The organism is Limimaricola cinnabarinus (assembly GCF_002723615.1).
GTDB lineage: Bacteria > Pseudomonadota > Alphaproteobacteria > Rhodobacterales > Rhodobacteraceae > Limimaricola > Limimaricola cinnabarinus_B.
The window spans coordinates 35458-52387 of record NZ_KZ304971.1 but is presented as its reverse complement, the minus strand read 5'-3'; the positions used below and the strand labels follow the sequence as shown (position 1 = coordinate 52387).

Genomic DNA, 16930 nt, shown 5'->3' with positions numbered 1-16930 from the left:
GGGCGCCCCGGTGGTTGCGCCGCGAGATATTGCCCGCAGGCGCGGATCGCGGGCGAGGTTTCGGCTGCCGCGCGCAAGGTGGAGAGCGCCACGAAGAACGCGCCGATGAAGGCCGCCGCGCCCAACCCGGCCATGACCCGCGCGCCCCAGCCCTCGCCCTGCATCCAGAGCGCCAGCGTGACGAGCAGCGCCACCACCACGAAGCCGAGCCGCCGCCCCCGCAGGCGAAGCGCCAGAAGCGCCACCACGAAGGGCACGCACCACGCGGCCCAGAGCCCCGCCCGCGTGCCCGGCGCCCAGTCCTCGAGCGTGACCAGAACCGTCAGCGTCACCAGCGCGGCGCCCAGGAGCGGCTCGGCGGGCGCGGCGGACTTCTCCGCGGGCGCCGGCCCGCGGCGCGACAGGGATCGAAACGGGAATGTCATGAGTCGAGGCCCGGAGGTTGCGTGGCGACCATGCCCGCCCCGGCGGGGGGCCGCAAGCGGGGGTGCCTTGCGGCTGCCACAGGGACATGCGCCACCTTTCCGCCGGGTCAGAGGAACGGGGGGTCTTGCCTGACGCGCCGCGCTGGGACAACCTGCCGGCACAACGCATCGGCCGACCTGCACCTCGCGTGTCGGAAAATGGCCGGGCTGACAGGGAGAACGACATGAAGATGAAGACATGGCTCGCCGCCGGTGCGGCCACCCTCGCGCTCGCGGGCGCCGCTCAGGCGCAGAACCTCGTCTATTGCTCGGAAGGCAGCCCCGAGGGCTTCGACCCGGCGCTCTACACCTCCGGCACCACCTTCGACGCCTCGTCGCACACGGTCTACAACCAGCTCGTCGAGTTCAAGACCGGCACCACCGAGGTGGTCCCCGGCCTCGCCGAGAGCTGGGAAGTGTCCGAGGACGGCACCGAGATCACCTTCAACCTGCGCCAGGGCGTGCAATTCCACTCGAACGACCAGTTCACGCCCTCGCGCGAGTTCAACGCCGATGACGTGCTCTTCAGCTTCGAGCGCCAGGGCAACGAGGATCACCCGTTCCACATGGCCTCGGGCGGCACCTGGGAATACTACCAGGGCATGTCGATGCCCGACCTGATCGAGAGCATCGAGAAGGTCGACGACTACACCGTCAAGTTCAAGCTGACCCGCCCCGAGGCGCCCTTCATCGCCAACATGGCGATGGACTTCGCCTCGATCCTCTCGGCCGAATACGCCGATGCCGTCGCCGACAACCCCGAGATGCTGAACCAGCAGCCGATCGGCACCGGCCCGTTCGAATTCGTGGCCTACCAGAAGGACGCGGTGATCCGCTACGAGCGCTTCGACGACTACTGGGGCGATCCGGCCAAGGTCGAGAACCTGATCTTCGCGATCACGCCCGACGCGAGCGTGCGTTACCAGAAGCTGCAGGCGGGCGAGTGCCACGTCATGCCCTACCCGAACCCGGCCGACATCTCCGCGATGAAGGAGGCCGACGGCATCGAGGTGATGGAGCAGGAGGGCCTCAATGTCGGCTATCTCGCCTACAACACCCAGCAGGCGCCGTTCGACCAGCCCGAGGTGCGTAAGGCACTGAACATGGCGATCGACAAGCAGGCGATCCTCGACGTGGTGTTCCAGGGCTCGGGCAAGATCGCCAAGAACCCGATCCCGCCGACCATGTGGTCCTACAACGAGGAGATCGAGGACGACAATTACGACCCCGAGGCCGCCAGGCAGATGCTCGCGGATGCCGGTGTCGAGGATCTGTCGATGAAGATCTGGGCGATGCCGGTGCAGCGCCCCTACAACCCCAACGCGCGGCGCATGGCCGAGCTGATCCAGGAAGACATGTCCGAGATCGGCGTCGACGTCGAGATCGTCTCCTACGAGTGGGGCGAGTATCTCGAACGCTCGAAGGACGAGGATCGCGACGGCGCGGTGCTTCTGGGCTGGACCGGCGACAATGGCGACCCGGACAACTTCCTCGCCGTGCTGCTGGGCTGTGACGGCGTCGGCGGCTCGAACCGCGCGCAGTGGTGCAACGAGGAGTTCGAGGGGCTGATCCAGGAGGCCAAGACCAAGTCGACCCAGGAAGAGCGGGCCGAGCTCTACAAGGAGGCCCAGAAGGTCTTCAAGGAGCAGGCGCCCTGGGCCACCATCGCCCATTCGGTCGTCTCCATGCCGATGCGCGAAGAGGTCGAGGGCTATGTCGTCCACCCGCTGGGCGGCCACCTCTTCGACAACGTCTCGATCGCCGAATAATCCGCGCGATCGTGAGATGAGGGTCCGGGGCCGTGCAGGCCCCGGACCCTTCGCCTATGAGGCCCGCGCCGCTTGACCGCGGCGCCACGGCGCGCGCAGTCTGGACGAGACCCCGCGTCACGCATCACGAATTGTCGACAGGATCTTGATCCGCGTGATACGAGGCGCGCTCAACGGGTGGCCCGTGCCGGGCCGCCGCCGACCGAGACCCCGACTGCCACCCGATTGCCCCGATTGCCCCGATAGCCAAGCAACAGGAGACCCGTACCGGCATGGTCATCCCCCATTTCACCGGACCCGCCGCGCCCAGGCGCGCGGCCCTCAGCAAGGCGGGCCGCTAGATGCTGCGCTACGTGCTGTCGCGCTTTGCGACCTTCGTGCCGACCTTCATCGGCGTGACCCTCATCTCCTTCGCCTTCATCCGCGTGCTGCCGGGCGATCCGATCATCGTCATGGCGGGCGAGCGCGGCATGACGCAGGAGCGCTATGACGAGCTCGTGGTGCAGTTCGGCTTCGACCGGCCGATCTATGCGCAGTTCTGGGATTACCTGACCGGCGTTCTGCAGGGCGATCTCGGCACCAGCTACGTCACCAAGCGGCCCGTCTGGGACGAGTTCTTCGCGCTCTTTCCCGCAACGCTGGAGCTGTCGATCAGCGCGATGATCTTCGCGGTGGCGCTCGGCCTGCCCGCGGGCGTGATCGCGGCGATGAACCGCGGCAAGTTCTTCGACCGGGCGCTGATGTCCACCGCGCTGGTCGGCTACTCGATGCCGATCTTCTGGTGGGCGCTGCTGCTGATCATCGTGTTTTCGGGCAATCTCGGCTGGACCCCGGTCTCGGGCCGGATCGATCTTCTCTATTTCTTCGACGACGTCACCGGCTTCATGCTGATCGACAGCCTGCTCTCGGGGCAGGACGGCGCCTTCACCTCCGCCGTGCGGCACCTGATCCTGCCGACCATCGTGCTTGGCACCATCCCGCTCGCGGTGATCGCGCGCCAGACCCGCTCGGCCATGCTGGAGGTTCTGGGCGAGGATTACATCCGCACCGCGCGCGCCAAGGGCCTGCCGCCGGGCCGGATCAACGGGCTGCACGCGCTCAGGAACGCGCTCATCCCCGTCATCACCGTGATCGGCCTGTCGGTCGGCACGCTGCTCGCCGGCGCGATCCTGACCGAGACGATCTTCTCTTGGCCGGGCATCGGCAAGTGGATGGTCGATTCGATCTTCCGCCGCGATTACCCGGTCGTGCAGGGCGGCCTGCTGCTCATCGCCGTGATGGTGATGGTGGTGAACCTGACCGTCGACCTGCTCTACGGCCTCATCAACCCCAAGATCAGGAAGCGCTGATGGACCACGCACTCTCAAAAGAGGTGGAAACCCAGGTCGAGAAGCGCCCCGGACGGCTGCGCGAGTTCTGGTTCTACTTCCGTGAAAACCGCGGCGCCGTGTTCGGCTTCTGGGTCTTCGTGGTCTTCGTGATCGTCGCGGCCACCGCGCCGTGGATCGCGCCGCATGATCCGACCCAGCAGTTCCGCGAATTCGCTCTGATCCCGCCCGTCTGGCAGGAGGGCGGCAACTGGACCTTCCCGCTGGGCACCGATCCGCTGGGGCGCGACATGCTCTCGCGGCTTCTGAACGGCGCGCGCTACTCCTTCTTCGTCGGCATCGTCGTGGTGGTGGTCGCGGCCTCGGGCGGCATCATGCTCGGGCTTCTGGCGGGCTTTTCGCCCAAATGGCTCGACGCGCTGATCATGCGGCTGATGGACATCATCCTCGCCTTCCCGTCGCTGCTGCTGGCGCTGGTGCTGGTGGCGATCCTCGGGCCGTCGCTGCTCAATGCGATGATCGCCATCGCGATCGTGCTGCAGCCGCATTACGTGCGGCTGACCCGCGCGAGCGTGATCGGCGAGCTGGGCAAGGACTACGTCACCTCGGCCCGCGTCGCGGGCGCCAGCCTGTGGCGGCTGATGTTCGTCACCGTGCTGCCCAACTGCCTCGCGCCGATTATCGTGCAGGCGGCGCTCAGCTTCTCGACCGCGATCCTCGACGCCGCCGCGCTGGGCTTCCTGGGCATGGGCGCGCAGCCGCCGACGCCGGAATGGGGCACCATGCTGGCCGAGGCGCGCGAATTCATCCTGCGCGCGTGGTGGGTGGTCACCCTGCCCGGCCTCGCGATCCTCGTCACCGTCCTGGCCATCAACCTGATGGGCGACGGGCTGCGCGACGCGCTCGATCCGAAACTGAAGCGGAGCTGATCTCATGAGCCTTCTGAGACTGCGCAACCTCTCGGTCGAATTCTCGACCACCGGCGGCCGCTTCCGCGCCGTCGACCAGGTCGATCTCGACGTGGACAAGGGCGACGTGCTCGCCATCGTCGGCGAAAGCGGATCGGGCAAGTCGGTGTCGATGCTGGCGCTGATGGGGCTTTTGCCCTGGACCGCCAAGGTGACGGCGGACGAGATGGTCTTCGACGGGCACGACCTGTCGAAGATGTCGGCCCGCGCCCGCCGCAGGATCGTCGGCAAGGACCTGGCGATGATCTTCCAGGAGCCGATGTCCTCGCTCAACCCCTGCTTCACCGTGGGCTTCCAGATCCGCGAGGCGCTGCGTATCCATCTCGGGATGGACCGCAAGGCGGCGCAGACGCGGGCGGTGGAGCTGTTCGACCTCGTCGGCATCCCCGACCCCGAGCAGCGGCTGAAAGCCTTTCCGCACCAGATGTCGGGCGGCATGAACCAGCGGGTGATGATCGCCATGGCGATCTCCTGCAACCCCAAGCTGCTGATCGCCGACGAGCCGACCACCGCGCTCGACGTGACGATTCAGGCGCAGATCCTCGACCTGCTGGTCAATCTGCGCGAGGAGACCGGCATGGGGCTCGTCCTGATCACGCATGACATGGGCGTGGTGGCCGAGACGGCGCAGCGCGTCTCGGTGCATTACGCGGGCCAGAAGGTCGAGGAGCAGCCGGTGCGCCCGCTGTTCCGTTCGCCGCACCACCCCTACACCGCCGCCCTGCTCGCCGCCCTGCCCGAGCGGGCGACCGACAAGCGGCTGCCGACCATTCCCGGCGTGGTGCCCGGCCAGTTCGACCGGCCCAAGGGCTGCCTCTTCTCGCCGCGCTGCAAATTCGCGGATGACCACTGCCGCAAGGTGCCGCCGGAACCGCGCGGGCCCGATCTCGGGCTTGCGCGCTGTCACTACCCGCTCAACACCGACGAAAGGCTCGCCTCGTGAGTGCCGTGACCACAGACGCCCCGACCACCACCACCGGCCCCGTCGTCACCGCGAAGGGCCTGACCCGCCACTACGAGGTGGGCGGCGGGCTGTTCGGCAAGCCCAAGACCGTGCGCGCGCTGTCGGATCTCGATTTCGAGCTGACGCCGGGCCGCACGCTGGCGGTGGTGGGCGAAAGCGGCTGCGGCAAGTCCACGCTGGCCCGCGTCGTGACGCTGATCGAGGAGCCGACCCGCGGCGAGCTGGAGATTTCGGGAACCAACGCCACGCCGGATGCGTGGAAGAGCCTGCGCTCCAAGGTGCAGATCGTGTTCCAGGACCCTTACGGCTCGCTCAACCCGCGTCAGCGGATCGGGCAGATCCTGATGGAGCCCTTGCTCATCAACCGCCCCAAGATGCCGCATTCCGAGCGCGAGGAGAAGGCGCGCGAGATGCTGCGTCTGGTGGGGCTCAGGCCAGAGCATTTCGACCGCTACCCGCACATGTTCTCGGGCGGGCAGCGCCAGCGCATCGCCATCGGACGCGCCCTGATGCTGGAGCCCGAGGTCTTGGTGCTCGACGAGCCGGTCTCGGCGCTCGACGTGTCGATCCAGTCCTCGGTGCTGAACCTGCTGATCGACCTGCAGGAGCGGATGCAGCTGGCCTATCTCTTCATCAGCCACGATCTGTCGGTGGTGCGCCACGTCGCCGACGAGGTGAAGGTGATGTATCTGGGCCGGGCGGTCGAGACGGGCCCGAAGGACATGATCTTCGAGAACCCGCAGCACCCCTATACCAAGGCGCTTCTTTCGGCGACGCCGCGCGCCGACCCGGAGGCCGCCAAGGAGCGGATCAAGCTCGAGGGCGAGCTGCCCTCGCCGCTCGCGGTGCCGCCCGGCTGCGCCTTCGCGCCGCGCTGCTGGAAGGCGCAGGAGAAGTGCCGCGCCGCGCGGCCCCTGCTTGATGGCGCTGTGCAGAAATCGGCCTGCTTCTTTCCCGAGGGCGAGGGCAAGCCCTCGGCCGAAGCGCCGGAGAGCTGACACGAAAAAGGGGGGCCTTGCGGCCCCCTTTGCCGTTCATGCGCGCCCCGCGTCACGCCCCGAGATAGGCCTCGCGAATGCGCGGATCGGCGATGAGATCCGAGGCCTTGCCCGCCAGCGTGATCTCGCCCTGCTCCATGACATAGCCGCGATCGGCGATCGACAGCGCGGCATAGGCGTTCTGCTCGACCATCAGAAGCGTCACGCCGCGATCGCGCAGGCTCTTCACCACCGCGAGCACCTGGTCGACCAGCACCGGGGCGAGGCCCATCGACGGCTCGTCGAGCAGCATGAGCTTCGGGCGGCCCATGATGGCGCGGCCGATGGCGAGCATCTGCTGCTGGCCGCCCGAAAGCCCGCCTGCGGGCAGCGCCGCCTTGTCGCGCAAAATGGGAAAGAGGCCGAAGACCTCCTCCATGTCGGGGCCGAGATCATCGCTGCGGTGATAGCCGCCGAGGCTCAGATTCTCGGCCACGCTCAGATCGCCGAAGATCTGCCGCCCTTCCGGCGAATGCGCGATGCCGAGCCCCGCGCGCGCATGGTCGGGGCGACGGGCGATGTCCTCGCCCCCGAAGCGGATGGCCCCCGCCTTCACCGGCTGCACGCCCGAGATGCAGCGCATCAGCGTCGTCTTGCCGGCGCCATTGGCCCCGACGAGCGAGACGATCTCGCCCTCCTGCACGGTGAGATCGACGCCATGCAGCACCTCGATCGGGCCATAGGCGGAGCGCAGGCCCTCGATGGAGAGAAGCGGTTCAGACATGGGCGGCGGCCTCGGCTTCGGCGGCGCCATGCGCGCCGAGATAGGCGGCGATGACGTGGGGGTTGTTGCGGATCTCTTCCGGGCCGCCCTCGGCGATCTTGCGGCCCTGGTCGAGCACCACGATATGCGAGGAGATGCGCATCACCATGCGCATGTCGTGCTCGATCAGCACGACGGTCTTGCCCTCGGCGGCGATGGCATGGATGAGATCGTCGACCTCGCGCGTCTCGACCGCGTTGCAGCCCGCCGCCGGCTCGTCGAGCAGAAGGATGGTGCAGCCGGTGACCAGCGCGCGGGCGATCTCCAGCCGCTTGAGCTGGCCATAGGACATCTCCGAGGCCGGGCGATGCGCCAGCTCGGCAAGGCCCGCGCGCTGCAACGCCGCCATGGCGGCGTCGCGGCTCCTGGCGGTCTCGCGATGCGCCGAAGCCAGGCCCAGCAGGTCGGCCAGAAGGTTCGACTTCTCCTGCATGTGGCAGCCGGTCATGACGTTGTCGAGCGCCGACATCTGCGGAAAGACCTGCAGGTTCTGGAAGGTCCGCGCCATGCCGCGCCGCGCCAGCGCGTGGCCCGGCAGGCCGGTCACGTCCTGCCCGTCGATCCGCACCCGGCCCGCGCTGGCGCGGTAGACGCCCGAGACGAGGTTGAACAGCGTCGTCTTGCCCGCACCGTTGGGGCCGATGATCGAGGTGACCTCGCCCGGCCGCGCGGTGAAGCTGACATCGTCCACCGCCTTGATGCCGCCGAAGGCGATGCCGATGCCGTCGATGTCGAGGCTCATGATTTCCTCCTGTTCCACAGATCGACGATGAAGGGCACGAGGCCGCGACGCATCGCGATCATGGTCAGCACCATGATGCCGCCCAGAACCATGTGCTCGTAATCGGCAAAGACGGTGAGCACCTGCGGCAGCGCGGTCAGGATCAGCGCGCCGACAAGCGCGCCGAACACCGAGGAGGCCCCGCCCAGCACCGCCATGGTCACCATCTCGACCGAATGCATGAAGCCGCCGGTCTCGGGCGTGATGTAGCCATTGGCCAGCGCCAGAAGCGCACCCGCCACGGCGGCATAGAGGGCCGAGATCACGAAGGCGCGCGACTTGGCCTTTGCCACGTCCACGCCGAGCGAGCGGGCCGCCACGTCGCTGTCATGGATCGCGCGCAGCGCCCGGCCCGAGGGGGAGCCTGCGAGGTTCACCGCGATCGCCGCGCCGATGGCGGCGGCAAAGCCCGCGACCCAGTACCACGCCTCGGCGGATTTGAGCTTCAGCCCGACCATCTTGAACAGGTTGCGCGCGTTCATGCCCGAGACGACCATGCCGTCCGGCCCGCCGGTCAGCCACGCTTCCTTGGACAGCACCATCCAGATCAGCATGCCGAGGCCCAGCGTGGCGATGGCGAGGTAGTAGCCCGAGAGCTTCAGGATCGGCCGACCGACCGCCAGCGCCAGCAGCCCCGCCAGCGCCACGCCCGCCAGCATCGCCAGCGGCGATGGAATGCCGTAATTCGGCAGGATCGCCGTGGCATAGGCGCCGATGGCGAAGAAGCCCGCATGGCCCAGGCTGACGAGGCCGACATAGCCCAGCAGTACCACGATGCCGGTGACGGCGAGCGTGTTGATCCACACCAGCGTGCCGACCCGGTAGAAGTAGCTCGACGGGAAGATGAGCGCGCCCAGGCCCACCAGCACGGCGAAGATCAGGAAGGTGCGCAGCCCCGGCCCGATGACGCGGCGCCGCGCGGGTTCGGTCCGTGCCTGCATCTCGCGCCCGCTCTCTTGCGGCGCGGTGGTCGTCCCCTGCCCGGCCATTACACCCGCTCCGTGATGCGCGCGCCGAACAGGCCCTGCGGGCGCAGGAACAGCACGAGAAGAATGACGATGAAGGCGCTGGCGTCCTTGTAGTCCGACGAGATGTAGCCCGCGGTCAGCGCCTCGATCAGCCCGATCAGAAGCCCGCCCGCCAGAGCGCCAAGGGGCGAGCCGACGCCGCCCAGCATGGTGGCCGAAAAGCCCTTGAGCGCCATCAGAACGCCGACATCGTAGCTGGTGAAGGTCACCGGCGTCGCCAGAACGCCCGCCAGCGCGCCGATCGCGGCGGAAAGCGCGAAGGACAGGTTCATCGCCCGGCCGGTGTTGATGCCGACGAGGGCGGCGGCCATGCGGTTCGAGGCGGTGGCCTTGATGCCGCGCCCGGCCCGCGTCCGGTTCAGGAACCAGGCGAGAAAGGCGAAGACCGCGATGCTGCCGCCGACGATCCAGAGGCTTTGGGGCAGGATGGTGGCCCCGCCGACGCGCAGGGGCGCGTCGCCGGAAAAGCCGTCATAACGATGGATCTGCTTGTCGAAGACCGCCTGCATGGCACCGCGCAAGAAGATGCTGGCGCCGATCGTGATGATGATCAGCGAGACCAGCGGCGCCTCGCGCGCGGGCTTGATCGCCAGCCGGTAGAGCAGGACGCCCACCAGCATGCCCGCGATCACCGCCAGCGGCGCGGCGATCCAGACCGGCACGCCCGCGCCGATCAGCGCCGCCGCCGTCATGCCGCCGATCACCACGAACTCGCCTTGCGCGAAGTTCACCACGCCGGAGGCGTTGTAGATCAGGGTGAAGCCCAGGGCGATGGCCGCGTAGATCGCGCCCACCGTGATCCCGGAGACAAGAAATTGCAGAAGCTCCGACAAGTTGCGTTCCTCTATTCTTCGACCGGCTTCCAGCCGCCATCCTCGATCTCGAGGATGCGGAAGGCCGACAGGTCGAGGCCCATGTGGTCCTCGGGCGAGAAGGTATAGACGCCGGTGACGCCCGCGAGCTCCTCGGTCGCCTCGAGCGCATCGCGGATCTCGACCGGGTCGGTGGAGCCCGCCCGCTCGATCGCGTCGACCAGCAGGTGGAAGGCGTCATAGGCATAGCCGCCGAAGGTCGAGGGCTTTTCGCCGTAAGCCTCTTCATAGGCGGCGATGTAGTCCTGCACCGGCTGGCGCTGCACGTCGTCCTCGGCCAGCTGGTCGGGGATCAGGAGCGGCGTCGCCGGCAGGCGGATGCCGTTGGCGGCGTCACCGGCAAGCTTGATGAACTCGTCGGAGGCGACACCGTGGCTCTGGTAGAGCGGCATGTCGAGGCCGAGCTGGGCGTAGTTGCGCGTCACCACCGCCGGGCCCTGGCCGAAGCCGGGATTGACGATCGCCTCGATCCCGTCGGTGGAGGCGATGTTGGTCAGCTGCGGGGTCATGTCGCTGTCGGAGCCGCCATAGCTCTCATCGGCGACGATCTCGACGCCCGAGGATTCGGCCACGTCGAGGCACTGCTCGCGCATCGAGGCGCCGAAGCCGCCGGTGCCCGAGATCAGCCCGACCTTGGTCATCCCGCGCGAGGTGATGTCGGCGAAGATCTTCTCGCAGGCCATGCGGTCGGTGTGCGGCGTCTTGAAGACGAATTCCTGCACCGGGTCGATGATCACCACCGCGCCCGCAAGCGAGATGAAGGGAATCTCGTAATCGGCGAAGAGCGGCGCCATCGCCATCGTGGTGCCGGTGGAGGAGCCGCCGATCACCGCGACCACCTCGTCCTCTTCGATCAGGCGGGTCGCGAAGGTGCGCGCCTTGTTGGGGTCGGCGCCGTCATCATAGAGGACCAGCTCGACCTCCTCGCCATTGATGCCGCCATTGGCGTTGAGCTCTTCGACCAGCATCTCCAGCGTCTTGGCCTCGGGGTCGCCGAGAAAGGCCGCGGGGCCGGTGACGGCGAGCGATGCGCCGATCTTGATCTCGGCCAGCGCGGGGGCGCCTGTCAGCAGGGCCAGCGCCGAGACACCGGCAGCAACGGCTTGTCTTGTCATGTCTTTCCTCCCTTTCGTCACATCTAGGCATATAATTTCGGCATTCCGTGACGCTTTATTCATTGACCAGTCGCCTCCATCATGCAACACATTTTTGCCGAAAGCGCCCCGATTTCGTGCTCCTTTGAGGGGAGGCGCAAGGATGCGGCGCATGATCCGTGGGAGGGACCATGACCGAGCCAGTTCTGCTTGAAGACCTGTCGGAGGGCGTGCTGCGGCTGACGCTGAACCGGCCCGACCGGCTCAACGCCTTCACGCCCGAGCTGCATGCGGGCCTGCGCGCCGCGATCACCCGCGCCGCCGAGGACGAGACGGTGCGGGTGGTGCTGCTGACCGGCGCCGGGCGCGGCTTTTGCGCCGGGCAGGACCTCGGCCAGCGGCACCCCGACGCCGAGGGCGGCGCGCCCGATCTGGGCGAGACCATCGGCACGCTCTGGAACCCGCTGGTGCGCGCCATCCGCGCCCTGCCCAAGCCGGTGATCTGCGCGGTCAACGGCGTCGCCGCCGGCGCGGGCGCGAATCTCGCCATCGCCTGCGACATCGTGATCGCGGGCGAGAGGGCGCGCTTCATCCAGTCCTTCGCCAAGCTCGGCCTGGTGCCGGATTCGGGCGGGACATGGACGCTGACCCGGGCGCTGGGCGAGGCGCGCGCCAAGGCGCTGGCGCTGACCGGCCAGCCGCTTTCCGCCCCGCAGGCGGCCGAATGGGGGCTGATCTGGCGCGCCGTGCCCGATGCGGCGCTCCTGGAAGAGGCCGGGGCGCTGGCCGCCTCGATGGCCAAGGGGCCGACCTATGGCTATGGTCTCACCAAGCAGGCGATCCAGGCCGCCGGCGGACAGGATCTCGACGCCAGCCTCGATCTCGAGCGCGACCTGCAGCGCAAGGCGGGCTTCTCGGCCGACTACGCCGAGGGCGTGCGCGCCTTCACCGAAAAGCGGGAGCCGGTCTTCACCGGGCGCGCGCAATGAGCGGCGCGGTGGAGACCGCGCTCGACCCGCAGGCGCAGGCCGAGAAGCGCACCGCCGAGATGTGGGCCGAGGACACCGCCAGCAAGGCGATGGGGATGGAGCTTCTGGACGTCGGCCCCGGCTTTGCCAGGATGCGGATGCCGGTGCGCGAGGACATGGTGAACGGCCATGGCACGCTGCATGGCGGGTTCACCTTCGCCTTCGCCGACAGCGTCTTCGCCTTTGCCGCCAACAGCTACGACTACCAGGCCGTCGGCGTGCAATGCGACATCACCTACCACGCGCCGGGCCGCCTGGGCGACGTGCTGATCGGCATTGGCCGGGAAGTGACGCGCGCCGGGCGCGCGGGCCTTTACGACGTGGCGGTGCAGCGCGAGGACGGCACGCTGATCGCCAGCTTTCGCGGCAATTCGCGGATCGTGACGCCGCGCGCCAAGTGAACACTTACCGGCGCCACGGACAGGCGCCCGAGGAGGACGACATGCTCACCAGACCCACCGGGGCCCGCGCGCCCCTCGATCCGATCGAAACCGCCTCGCGCGACGAGATCACGGCGCTGCAGCTCAAGCGGATGAAGCAGACCTTGCAGCGCGCCTATGAGGGCTCGCCCTTCTACCGCGCGAAGTTCGACGAATGCGGCGTCCATCCCGACGACCTGAAGTCCCTGTCGGACCTGAAGAAATTCCCCTTCACCGTGAAGCAGGACCTGCGCGACAACTACCCCTTCGGGATGTTCGCGGTGCCGCAGAGCCAGATCTCGCGGCTGCACGCCTCCTCGGGCACGACCGGCAAGCCGACCGTGGTGGCCTATACCAAAAACGACATCGACACATGGGCCGACGTCATGGCCCGCTCGATCCGCGCCGCGGGCGGCGCGCCGGGCGATATCTGCCACGTGGCTTACGGCTACGGCCTCTTCACCGGCGGGCTTGGCGCGCATTACGGGGCCGAGCGGCTGGGCTGCACCGTGGTGCCGATCTCGGGCGGCATGACCGAGCGGCAGATCACGCTGATCGAGGATTTCAAGCCTTCGATCATCATGGTCACGCCCTCCTACATGCTGTCGATCCTCGACGCCTACCGCGCCGCGGGGCTCGACCCGCGCGAAAGCTCGCTCAAGACCGGCATCTTCGGGGCCGAGCCCTGGACCAACGCCATGCGCGGCGAGATCGAGCAGGCCTTCGACATGGACGCGGTCGACATCTTCGGCCTGTCCGAGGTGATGGGCCCGGGCGTCGCGCAGGAATGCGTCGAAACCAAGGACGGGCTGCATATCTGGGAGGATCACTTCTACCCCGAGATCATCGACCCCGAGACCGGCGAGCCGGTCGAGGACGGGCAGGAAGGCGAGCTGGTGTTCACCTCGCTCACCAAGGAAGCCTTCCCGATCATCCGCTACCGCACCCGCGACCTGACGCGCCTTCTGCCCGGCACCGCGCGTTCGATGCGGCGGATGGAGAAGGTGACGGGGCGCAGCGACGACATGATCATCCTGCGCGGCGTCAATGTCTTCCCGACCCAGATCGAGGAGCAGATCCTGAAATGCGCGGCATTGGCCCCGCATTACCAGATTCACCTGTCGCGCAAGGGCCGGATGGACGAGATGTGCATCCATTGCGAATGCAAGGCCGAGATCGACGAGGCCACGCTGCAGGCCGCCGCGCGCGAGCTGATGGGCCATGTCAAGAGCGTGGTCGGCGTGTCGTGCAAGGTCGAGATCAAGCCCTGCGGCGCGATCCAGCGCTCCGAAGGCAAGGCGAAGCGCGTCGTCGACGCCCGGCCCAAGGGCTGAATTGCGCCCTTCGCGCGCGCATCATACACCGATGCGCGCGCACAACCCGGAGCCGACATGTCGCCTGACGCCCTCGATCACGCCCTCGCCGCCCATCAGGTCAGCGCCGGCGCCTTCATCGTGACGCTTTATGGCGACGTGGTGGCCCCGCGCGGCGGCGAGATCTGGATGGGCAACATCATCTCGGCCTGCGCCGCCGTGGGCCTGAGCGAAAGCCGGGTGCGCACCGCCGTGTCGCGGCTGGTGGCCTCCGAGCGGATCGAGGGGATGAAGGACGGGCGCAAGAGCTATTACCGGCTCACGCCCGCGGCGGAAAAGGAATTCCAGCGCGCCGCCCGGCTGATCTATCGCCGCCCGCGCGCCGCCCCGCTCAGGGGCTGGCACCTCGTGGCGCTGCCGCAGGGGCCGGGGCGCGAGGCGCTGGTGAACCGGCTGACGGCTCTGCGCTTCGGCATGGCCGAGCCCTATCTCGCGATCCTGCCCGACCGGGGCGACCCCCTGCCCCCCCTTGGCGCGCCGCATTTCCGCGCCACGACCGAGGACGACCTCACCCAGATGGCCCGCGCCGCCTGGCCGCTCGACGCGCTGGCCGAACGGATGGCGCGTTTCATGCAGGCCTTCGCGCCGCTCGACGGCGTCACCTGCAGCCCCGAGGAGGCGCTGGGCCTGCGGCTCCTGCTCGTGCATGTCTATCGCGACATCGCGCTGTCCGACCCGGCGCTGCCCTTGGGAATGCTGCCCGAGGACTGGCAGGGTCCGGCGGTGCGGGCGCTTTTCGCGCGGCTCTACCTGCATCTCACCCCCCGCGCCGATGCCGCCGTGGCGCGCGATTTCGTCGATCGCGACGGCCCGCTCAGGGCCGACCCGACCCGGATCGCCCGGCGCATCGCGGATCTCTCCTACGACTGACCGGCCGCGCGTGTCGCGGGCCGGAGCCGCGATGCAATACATCACACGCAATCCATCTTGTGACTTGAAATGTGCCGCGTCACGTGTCACATATTTTGCATGAGGCGCAGAATCCCGTGAGGGTATCGCGTCAGCGCCAGCCGCAGGAGATCCGACATGTATGCACAGCTCGTCGAGACCGGGGCCGCCGAGACCTCGGAGAAGGACCGGGAGTTCCAGGAAAAGATCGACCGCGGCGTGCGGATCGAGGCGAATGACTGGATGCCCGAAGGCTACCGCAAGACGCTGATCCGCCAGATCAGCCAGCACGCCCATTCCGAGATCGTGGGCCAGCTGCCCGAGGGCAACTGGATCACCCGCGCGCCCTCGCTGCAGCGCAAAGCGATCCTTCTCGCCAAGGTGCAGGACGAGGCCGGGCACGGGCTCTATCTCTACTGCGCCGCCGAAACACTGGGCATCAGCCGCGACGAGATGACCGAGCAGCTTCTCTCGGGCAAGGCCAAGTATTCCTCGATCTTCAACTACCCGACCCTGACATGGGCCGACATGGGCGCCGTGGGCTGGCTCGTGGATGGCGCGGCGATCATGAACCAGGTGCCGTTGCAGCGCTGCTCCTACGGCCCCTATTCCCGCGCGATGATCCGCGTCTGCAAGGAAGAGAGCTTCCACCAGCGGCAGGGCTTCGACGTGATGCGCCAGCTCTGCGAGGGCACCGAGGAGCAAAAGGCGATGGCGCAGGACGCGCTCAATCGCTGGTGGTGGCCGTCGCTGATGATGTTCGGCCCCTCGGACAAGGATTCGGTCCATTCCGAGCAGTCGATGCGCTGGGGCATCAAGCAGAACACCAATGACGAGCTTCGGCAGAAATTCGTCGACCAGACCGTGCCGCAGGCCGAATGGCTCGGCCTGACCGTCCCCGACCCGGAGCTGAAATGGAACGAGGAGACGGGCTGCTATGATTTCGGCGAGCCGGACTGGTCCGAGTTCTTCGAGGTCATCAAGGGCAACGGGCCCTGCAACAAGGACCGCCTCGCGGCCCGCAACAAGGCCTGGGACGACGGCGCGTGGTATCGCGACGGCCTGACCGCCCATGCCGACAAACAGAACCAACAGATCGCGGCGGAGTGAGCGAGATGAGCAAGGAATGGCCCCTTTGGGAGATCTTCATTCGCGGCCAGCACGGGCTGTCGCACCGGCATGTGGGCTCCCTGCACGCGCCCGACAGCGAGATGGCGCTGAAGAACGCGCGCGACGTCTATACCCGTCGCAATGAGGGCGTGAGCATCTGGGTGGTCGAATCCGCCAAGATCGCGGCCTTCGACCCCGACACCGCGGAGCACAATTTCGCGGCGCCCAAATCCAAGGTCTATCGCCACCCGACCTTCTTCGAGATCCCCGAAGACGTGGGGGCGATGTGATGGACCCGATCGTCACCTTCTGCTTGCGCATGGGCGACACGACGCTGATCCTCGGCCAGCAGACGGCGGCGTGGTGCGGCCACGCGCCGGTGCTGGAAGAGGACATCGCCTTCGCCAACATGGGTCTCGACCTGATCGGCCAGACCCAGCTGTGGTACGAGATCGCGGCAGAGGCCGAGGGCAAGGGCCGCACGCCCGACGACCTCGCCTTCTTTCGCACCGAGCGGCAGTTCCTCAACGCGCAGCTGGTCGAGCGGCCCAACACCGATTTCGCCCATGCGCTGATGCGGCAATATCTGTTCGACGCCTGGCACCTGCCGATGCAGGAGGCGCTGTGCGACAGCAGCCATGAGGCGATCCGCGACCTGGCGCAGAAATCCGTGAAGGAGGTGCGCTATCACATCGACCGCTCGCGCGACCTGATCGTGCGCCTGGGCGACGGCTCGGATGAAAGCCGCGCCAAGATGCAGGGCGCGCTCGATGCGCTGTGGCCCTATGCCGGCGATCTGATGGCGACCGACGAGGTGGAGGAGACGCTCGCGGGGCAAGGCGTTCTGCCGGGGCTCGACCGCGTGCGCCGCGCCTTCGACGCCGAGACCGCCGCGACGCTGAGCCGCGCGACGCTCACCATCCCCGAGAACGGCCACGCCCGCACCGGCGGCCGCACCGGCATCCACACCGAGACGATGGGCTACATCCTAGCCGAGATGCAGTCGGTCCCGCGTACCTTCCCCGACGCCCGCTGGTGAGCGCG

At 67.9% G+C, this 16930-nt stretch carries 17 protein-coding genes and 1 pseudogene; 12 read left to right on the top strand and 6 right to left on the bottom strand.

Annotation, left to right across the window (positions count from 1 at the left end):
* Positions 1–425 (bottom strand): annotated as a pseudogene (locus CJ301_RS15460) (hypothetical protein); the annotation flags it as partial.
* 224 nt (positions 426–649) lie between these two features.
* Between CJ301_RS15460 and CJ301_RS15455 the strand changes: the two are divergent.
* The 5 genes from CJ301_RS15455 (at position 650) to CJ301_RS15435 (ending at position 6491) form a co-directional block, all read left to right on the top strand.
* A complete protein-coding gene (locus CJ301_RS15455; protein WP_099278269.1) occupies positions 650–2233 on the top strand; it encodes an ABC transporter substrate-binding protein in 1584 nt (527 codons plus the stop codon).
* Between the two features lie 341 nt (positions 2234–2574).
* The gene (locus CJ301_RS15450; RefSeq protein WP_099278268.1) at positions 2575–3582 is read left to right on the top strand and encodes an ABC transporter permease subunit; all 1008 of its coding nucleotides are present in this window, start codon (positions 2575–2577) and stop codon (positions 3580–3582) included.
* On the top strand, positions 3582–4490 hold the full coding sequence (locus tag CJ301_RS15445) for an ABC transporter permease subunit (RefSeq protein ID WP_099278267.1): 909 nt from the start codon (positions 3582–3584) through the stop codon (positions 4488–4490). The genes CJ301_RS15450 and CJ301_RS15445 overlap by 1 nt, the downstream gene beginning before the upstream one ends.
* Positions 4491–4494: 4 nt before the next feature.
* A complete protein-coding gene (locus CJ301_RS15440; RefSeq protein WP_099278266.1) occupies positions 4495–5472 on the top strand; it encodes an ABC transporter ATP-binding protein in 978 nt (325 codons plus the stop codon).
* On the top strand, positions 5469–6491 hold the full coding sequence (locus tag CJ301_RS15435; RefSeq protein WP_099278265.1) for an ABC transporter ATP-binding protein: 1023 nt from the start codon (positions 5469–5471) through the stop codon (positions 6489–6491). The genes CJ301_RS15440 and CJ301_RS15435 overlap by 4 nt, the downstream gene beginning before the upstream one ends.
* A 52-nt stretch (positions 6492–6543) precedes the next feature.
* Here the strand turns inward: CJ301_RS15435 and CJ301_RS15430 are convergent, their stop codons facing one another.
* The 5 genes from CJ301_RS15430 to CJ301_RS15410 are packed head-to-tail and all read right to left on the bottom strand — an operon-like array spanning position 6544 to position 11089.
* The gene (locus CJ301_RS15430; RefSeq protein WP_099278264.1) at positions 6544–7254 is read right to left on the bottom strand and encodes an ABC transporter ATP-binding protein; all 711 of its coding nucleotides are present in this window, start codon (positions 7252–7254) and stop codon (positions 6544–6546) included.
* Positions 7247–8035, bottom strand: coding sequence for an ABC transporter ATP-binding protein (locus CJ301_RS15425; protein ID WP_099278263.1), 789 nt, complete (start codon positions 8033–8035; stop codon positions 7247–7249). Before CJ301_RS15425 ends, CJ301_RS15430 begins: the two co-directional genes overlap by 8 nt.
* Positions 8032–9015 (bottom strand): branched-chain amino acid ABC transporter permease, encoded by a 984-nt coding sequence (locus CJ301_RS15420; protein WP_334062236.1) that lies wholly within the window; start codon positions 9013–9015, stop codon positions 8032–8034. Before CJ301_RS15420 ends, CJ301_RS15425 begins: the two co-directional genes overlap by 4 nt.
* Positions 9016–9062: 47 nt before the next feature.
* The gene (locus CJ301_RS15415; RefSeq protein ID WP_099278261.1) at positions 9063–9935 is read right to left on the bottom strand and encodes a branched-chain amino acid ABC transporter permease; all 873 of its coding nucleotides are present in this window, start codon (positions 9933–9935) and stop codon (positions 9063–9065) included.
* Positions 9936–9946: 11 nt separating this feature from the next.
* Positions 9947–11089: an ABC transporter substrate-binding protein gene (locus tag CJ301_RS15410; protein WP_099278260.1), complete on the bottom strand. Its 1143-nt coding sequence runs from the start codon at positions 11087–11089 to the stop codon at positions 9947–9949.
* A 170-nt stretch (positions 11090–11259) separates the two neighbouring features.
* Between CJ301_RS15410 and paaG the strand changes: the two genes are divergently transcribed.
* From paaG to paaC, 7 genes are all read left to right on the top strand, one after another.
* Positions 11260–12057 carry a 2-(1,2-epoxy-1,2-dihydrophenyl)acetyl-CoA isomerase PaaG gene (gene paaG / locus CJ301_RS15405; protein ID WP_099278259.1) on the top strand — a complete coding sequence of 266 codons (798 nt, stop codon included), beginning with the start codon at positions 11260–11262 and terminating at the stop codon, positions 12055–12057.
* Complete coding sequence (paaI, locus tag CJ301_RS15400) at positions 12054–12497, top strand: hydroxyphenylacetyl-CoA thioesterase PaaI (protein ID WP_099278258.1); 444 nt, start codon at positions 12054–12056, stop codon at positions 12495–12497. The genes paaG and paaI overlap by 4 nt, the downstream gene beginning before the upstream one ends.
* A gap of 41 nt (positions 12498–12538) precedes the next feature.
* Positions 12539–13849 carry a phenylacetate--CoA ligase PaaK gene (gene paaK, locus CJ301_RS15395; protein ID WP_099278257.1) on the top strand — a complete coding sequence of 437 codons (1311 nt, stop codon included), beginning with the start codon at positions 12539–12541 and terminating at the stop codon, positions 13847–13849.
* A 57-nt stretch (positions 13850–13906) separates the two neighbouring features.
* Positions 13907–14758 carry a PaaX family transcriptional regulator gene (locus CJ301_RS15390; protein ID WP_099278256.1) on the top strand — a complete coding sequence of 284 codons (852 nt, stop codon included), beginning with the start codon at positions 13907–13909 and terminating at the stop codon, positions 14756–14758.
* Positions 14759–14914: 156 nt separating this feature from the next.
* Positions 14915–15886: a 1,2-phenylacetyl-CoA epoxidase subunit PaaA gene (gene paaA, locus CJ301_RS15385; protein ID WP_099278255.1), complete on the top strand. Its 972-nt coding sequence runs from the start codon at positions 14915–14917 to the stop codon at positions 15884–15886.
* Between the two features lie 5 nt (positions 15887–15891).
* The gene (gene paaB, locus CJ301_RS15380) at positions 15892–16176 is read left to right on the top strand and encodes a 1,2-phenylacetyl-CoA epoxidase subunit PaaB (protein ID WP_099278254.1); all 285 of its coding nucleotides are present in this window, start codon (positions 15892–15894) and stop codon (positions 16174–16176) included.
* A complete protein-coding gene (paaC, locus tag CJ301_RS15375) occupies positions 16176–16925 on the top strand; it encodes a 1,2-phenylacetyl-CoA epoxidase subunit PaaC (protein ID WP_099278253.1) in 750 nt (249 codons plus the stop codon). The genes paaB and paaC overlap by 1 nt, the downstream gene beginning before the upstream one ends.
* Positions 16926–16930 lie beyond the last annotated feature (5 nt).

What these genes read in the sequence shown, in the direction of transcription:
- CJ301_RS15455 (WP_099278269.1), top strand. Translation starts at nt 650, where the DNA reads ATGAAGATGAAGACATGGCTCGCCGCCGGTGCGGCCACCCTCGCGCTC.
- CJ301_RS15450 (WP_099278268.1), top strand. Translation starts at nt 2,575, where the DNA reads ATGCTGCGCTACGTGCTGTCGCGCTTTGCGACCTTCGTGCCGACCTTC.
- CJ301_RS15445 (WP_099278267.1), top strand. Translation starts at nt 3,582, where the DNA reads ATGGACCACGCACTCTCAAAAGAGGTGGAAACCCAGGTCGAGAAGCGC.
- CJ301_RS15440 (WP_099278266.1), top strand. Translation starts at nt 4,495, where the DNA reads ATGAGCCTTCTGAGACTGCGCAACCTCTCGGTCGAATTCTCGACCACC.
- CJ301_RS15430 (WP_099278264.1), bottom strand. Translation starts at nt 7,254, where the DNA reads ATGTCTGAACCGCTTCTCTCCATCGAGGGCCTGCGCTCCGCCTATGGC.
- CJ301_RS15425 (WP_099278263.1), bottom strand. Translation starts at nt 8,035, where the DNA reads ATGAGCCTCGACATCGACGGCATCGGCATCGCCTTCGGCGGCATCAAG.
- CJ301_RS15420 (WP_334062236.1), bottom strand. Translation starts at nt 9,015, where the DNA reads ATGCAGGCACGGACCGAACCCGCGCGGCGCCGCGTCATCGGGCCGGGG.
- CJ301_RS15410 (WP_099278260.1), bottom strand. Translation starts at nt 11,089, where the DNA reads ATGACAAGACAAGCCGTTGCTGCCGGTGTCTCGGCGCTGGCCCTGCTG.
- paaG (WP_099278259.1), top strand. Translation starts at nt 11,260, where the DNA reads ATGACCGAGCCAGTTCTGCTTGAAGACCTGTCGGAGGGCGTGCTGCGG.
- paaI (WP_099278258.1), top strand. Translation starts at nt 12,054, where the DNA reads ATGAGCGGCGCGGTGGAGACCGCGCTCGACCCGCAGGCGCAGGCCGAG.
- paaK (WP_099278257.1), top strand. Translation starts at nt 12,539, where the DNA reads ATGCTCACCAGACCCACCGGGGCCCGCGCGCCCCTCGATCCGATCGAA.
- CJ301_RS15390 (WP_099278256.1), top strand. Translation starts at nt 13,907, where the DNA reads ATGTCGCCTGACGCCCTCGATCACGCCCTCGCCGCCCATCAGGTCAGC.
- paaA (WP_099278255.1), top strand. Translation starts at nt 14,915, where the DNA reads ATGTATGCACAGCTCGTCGAGACCGGGGCCGCCGAGACCTCGGAGAAG.
- paaB (WP_099278254.1), top strand. Translation starts at nt 15,892, where the DNA reads ATGAGCAAGGAATGGCCCCTTTGGGAGATCTTCATTCGCGGCCAGCAC.
- paaC (WP_099278253.1), top strand. Translation starts at nt 16,176, where the DNA reads ATGGACCCGATCGTCACCTTCTGCTTGCGCATGGGCGACACGACGCTG.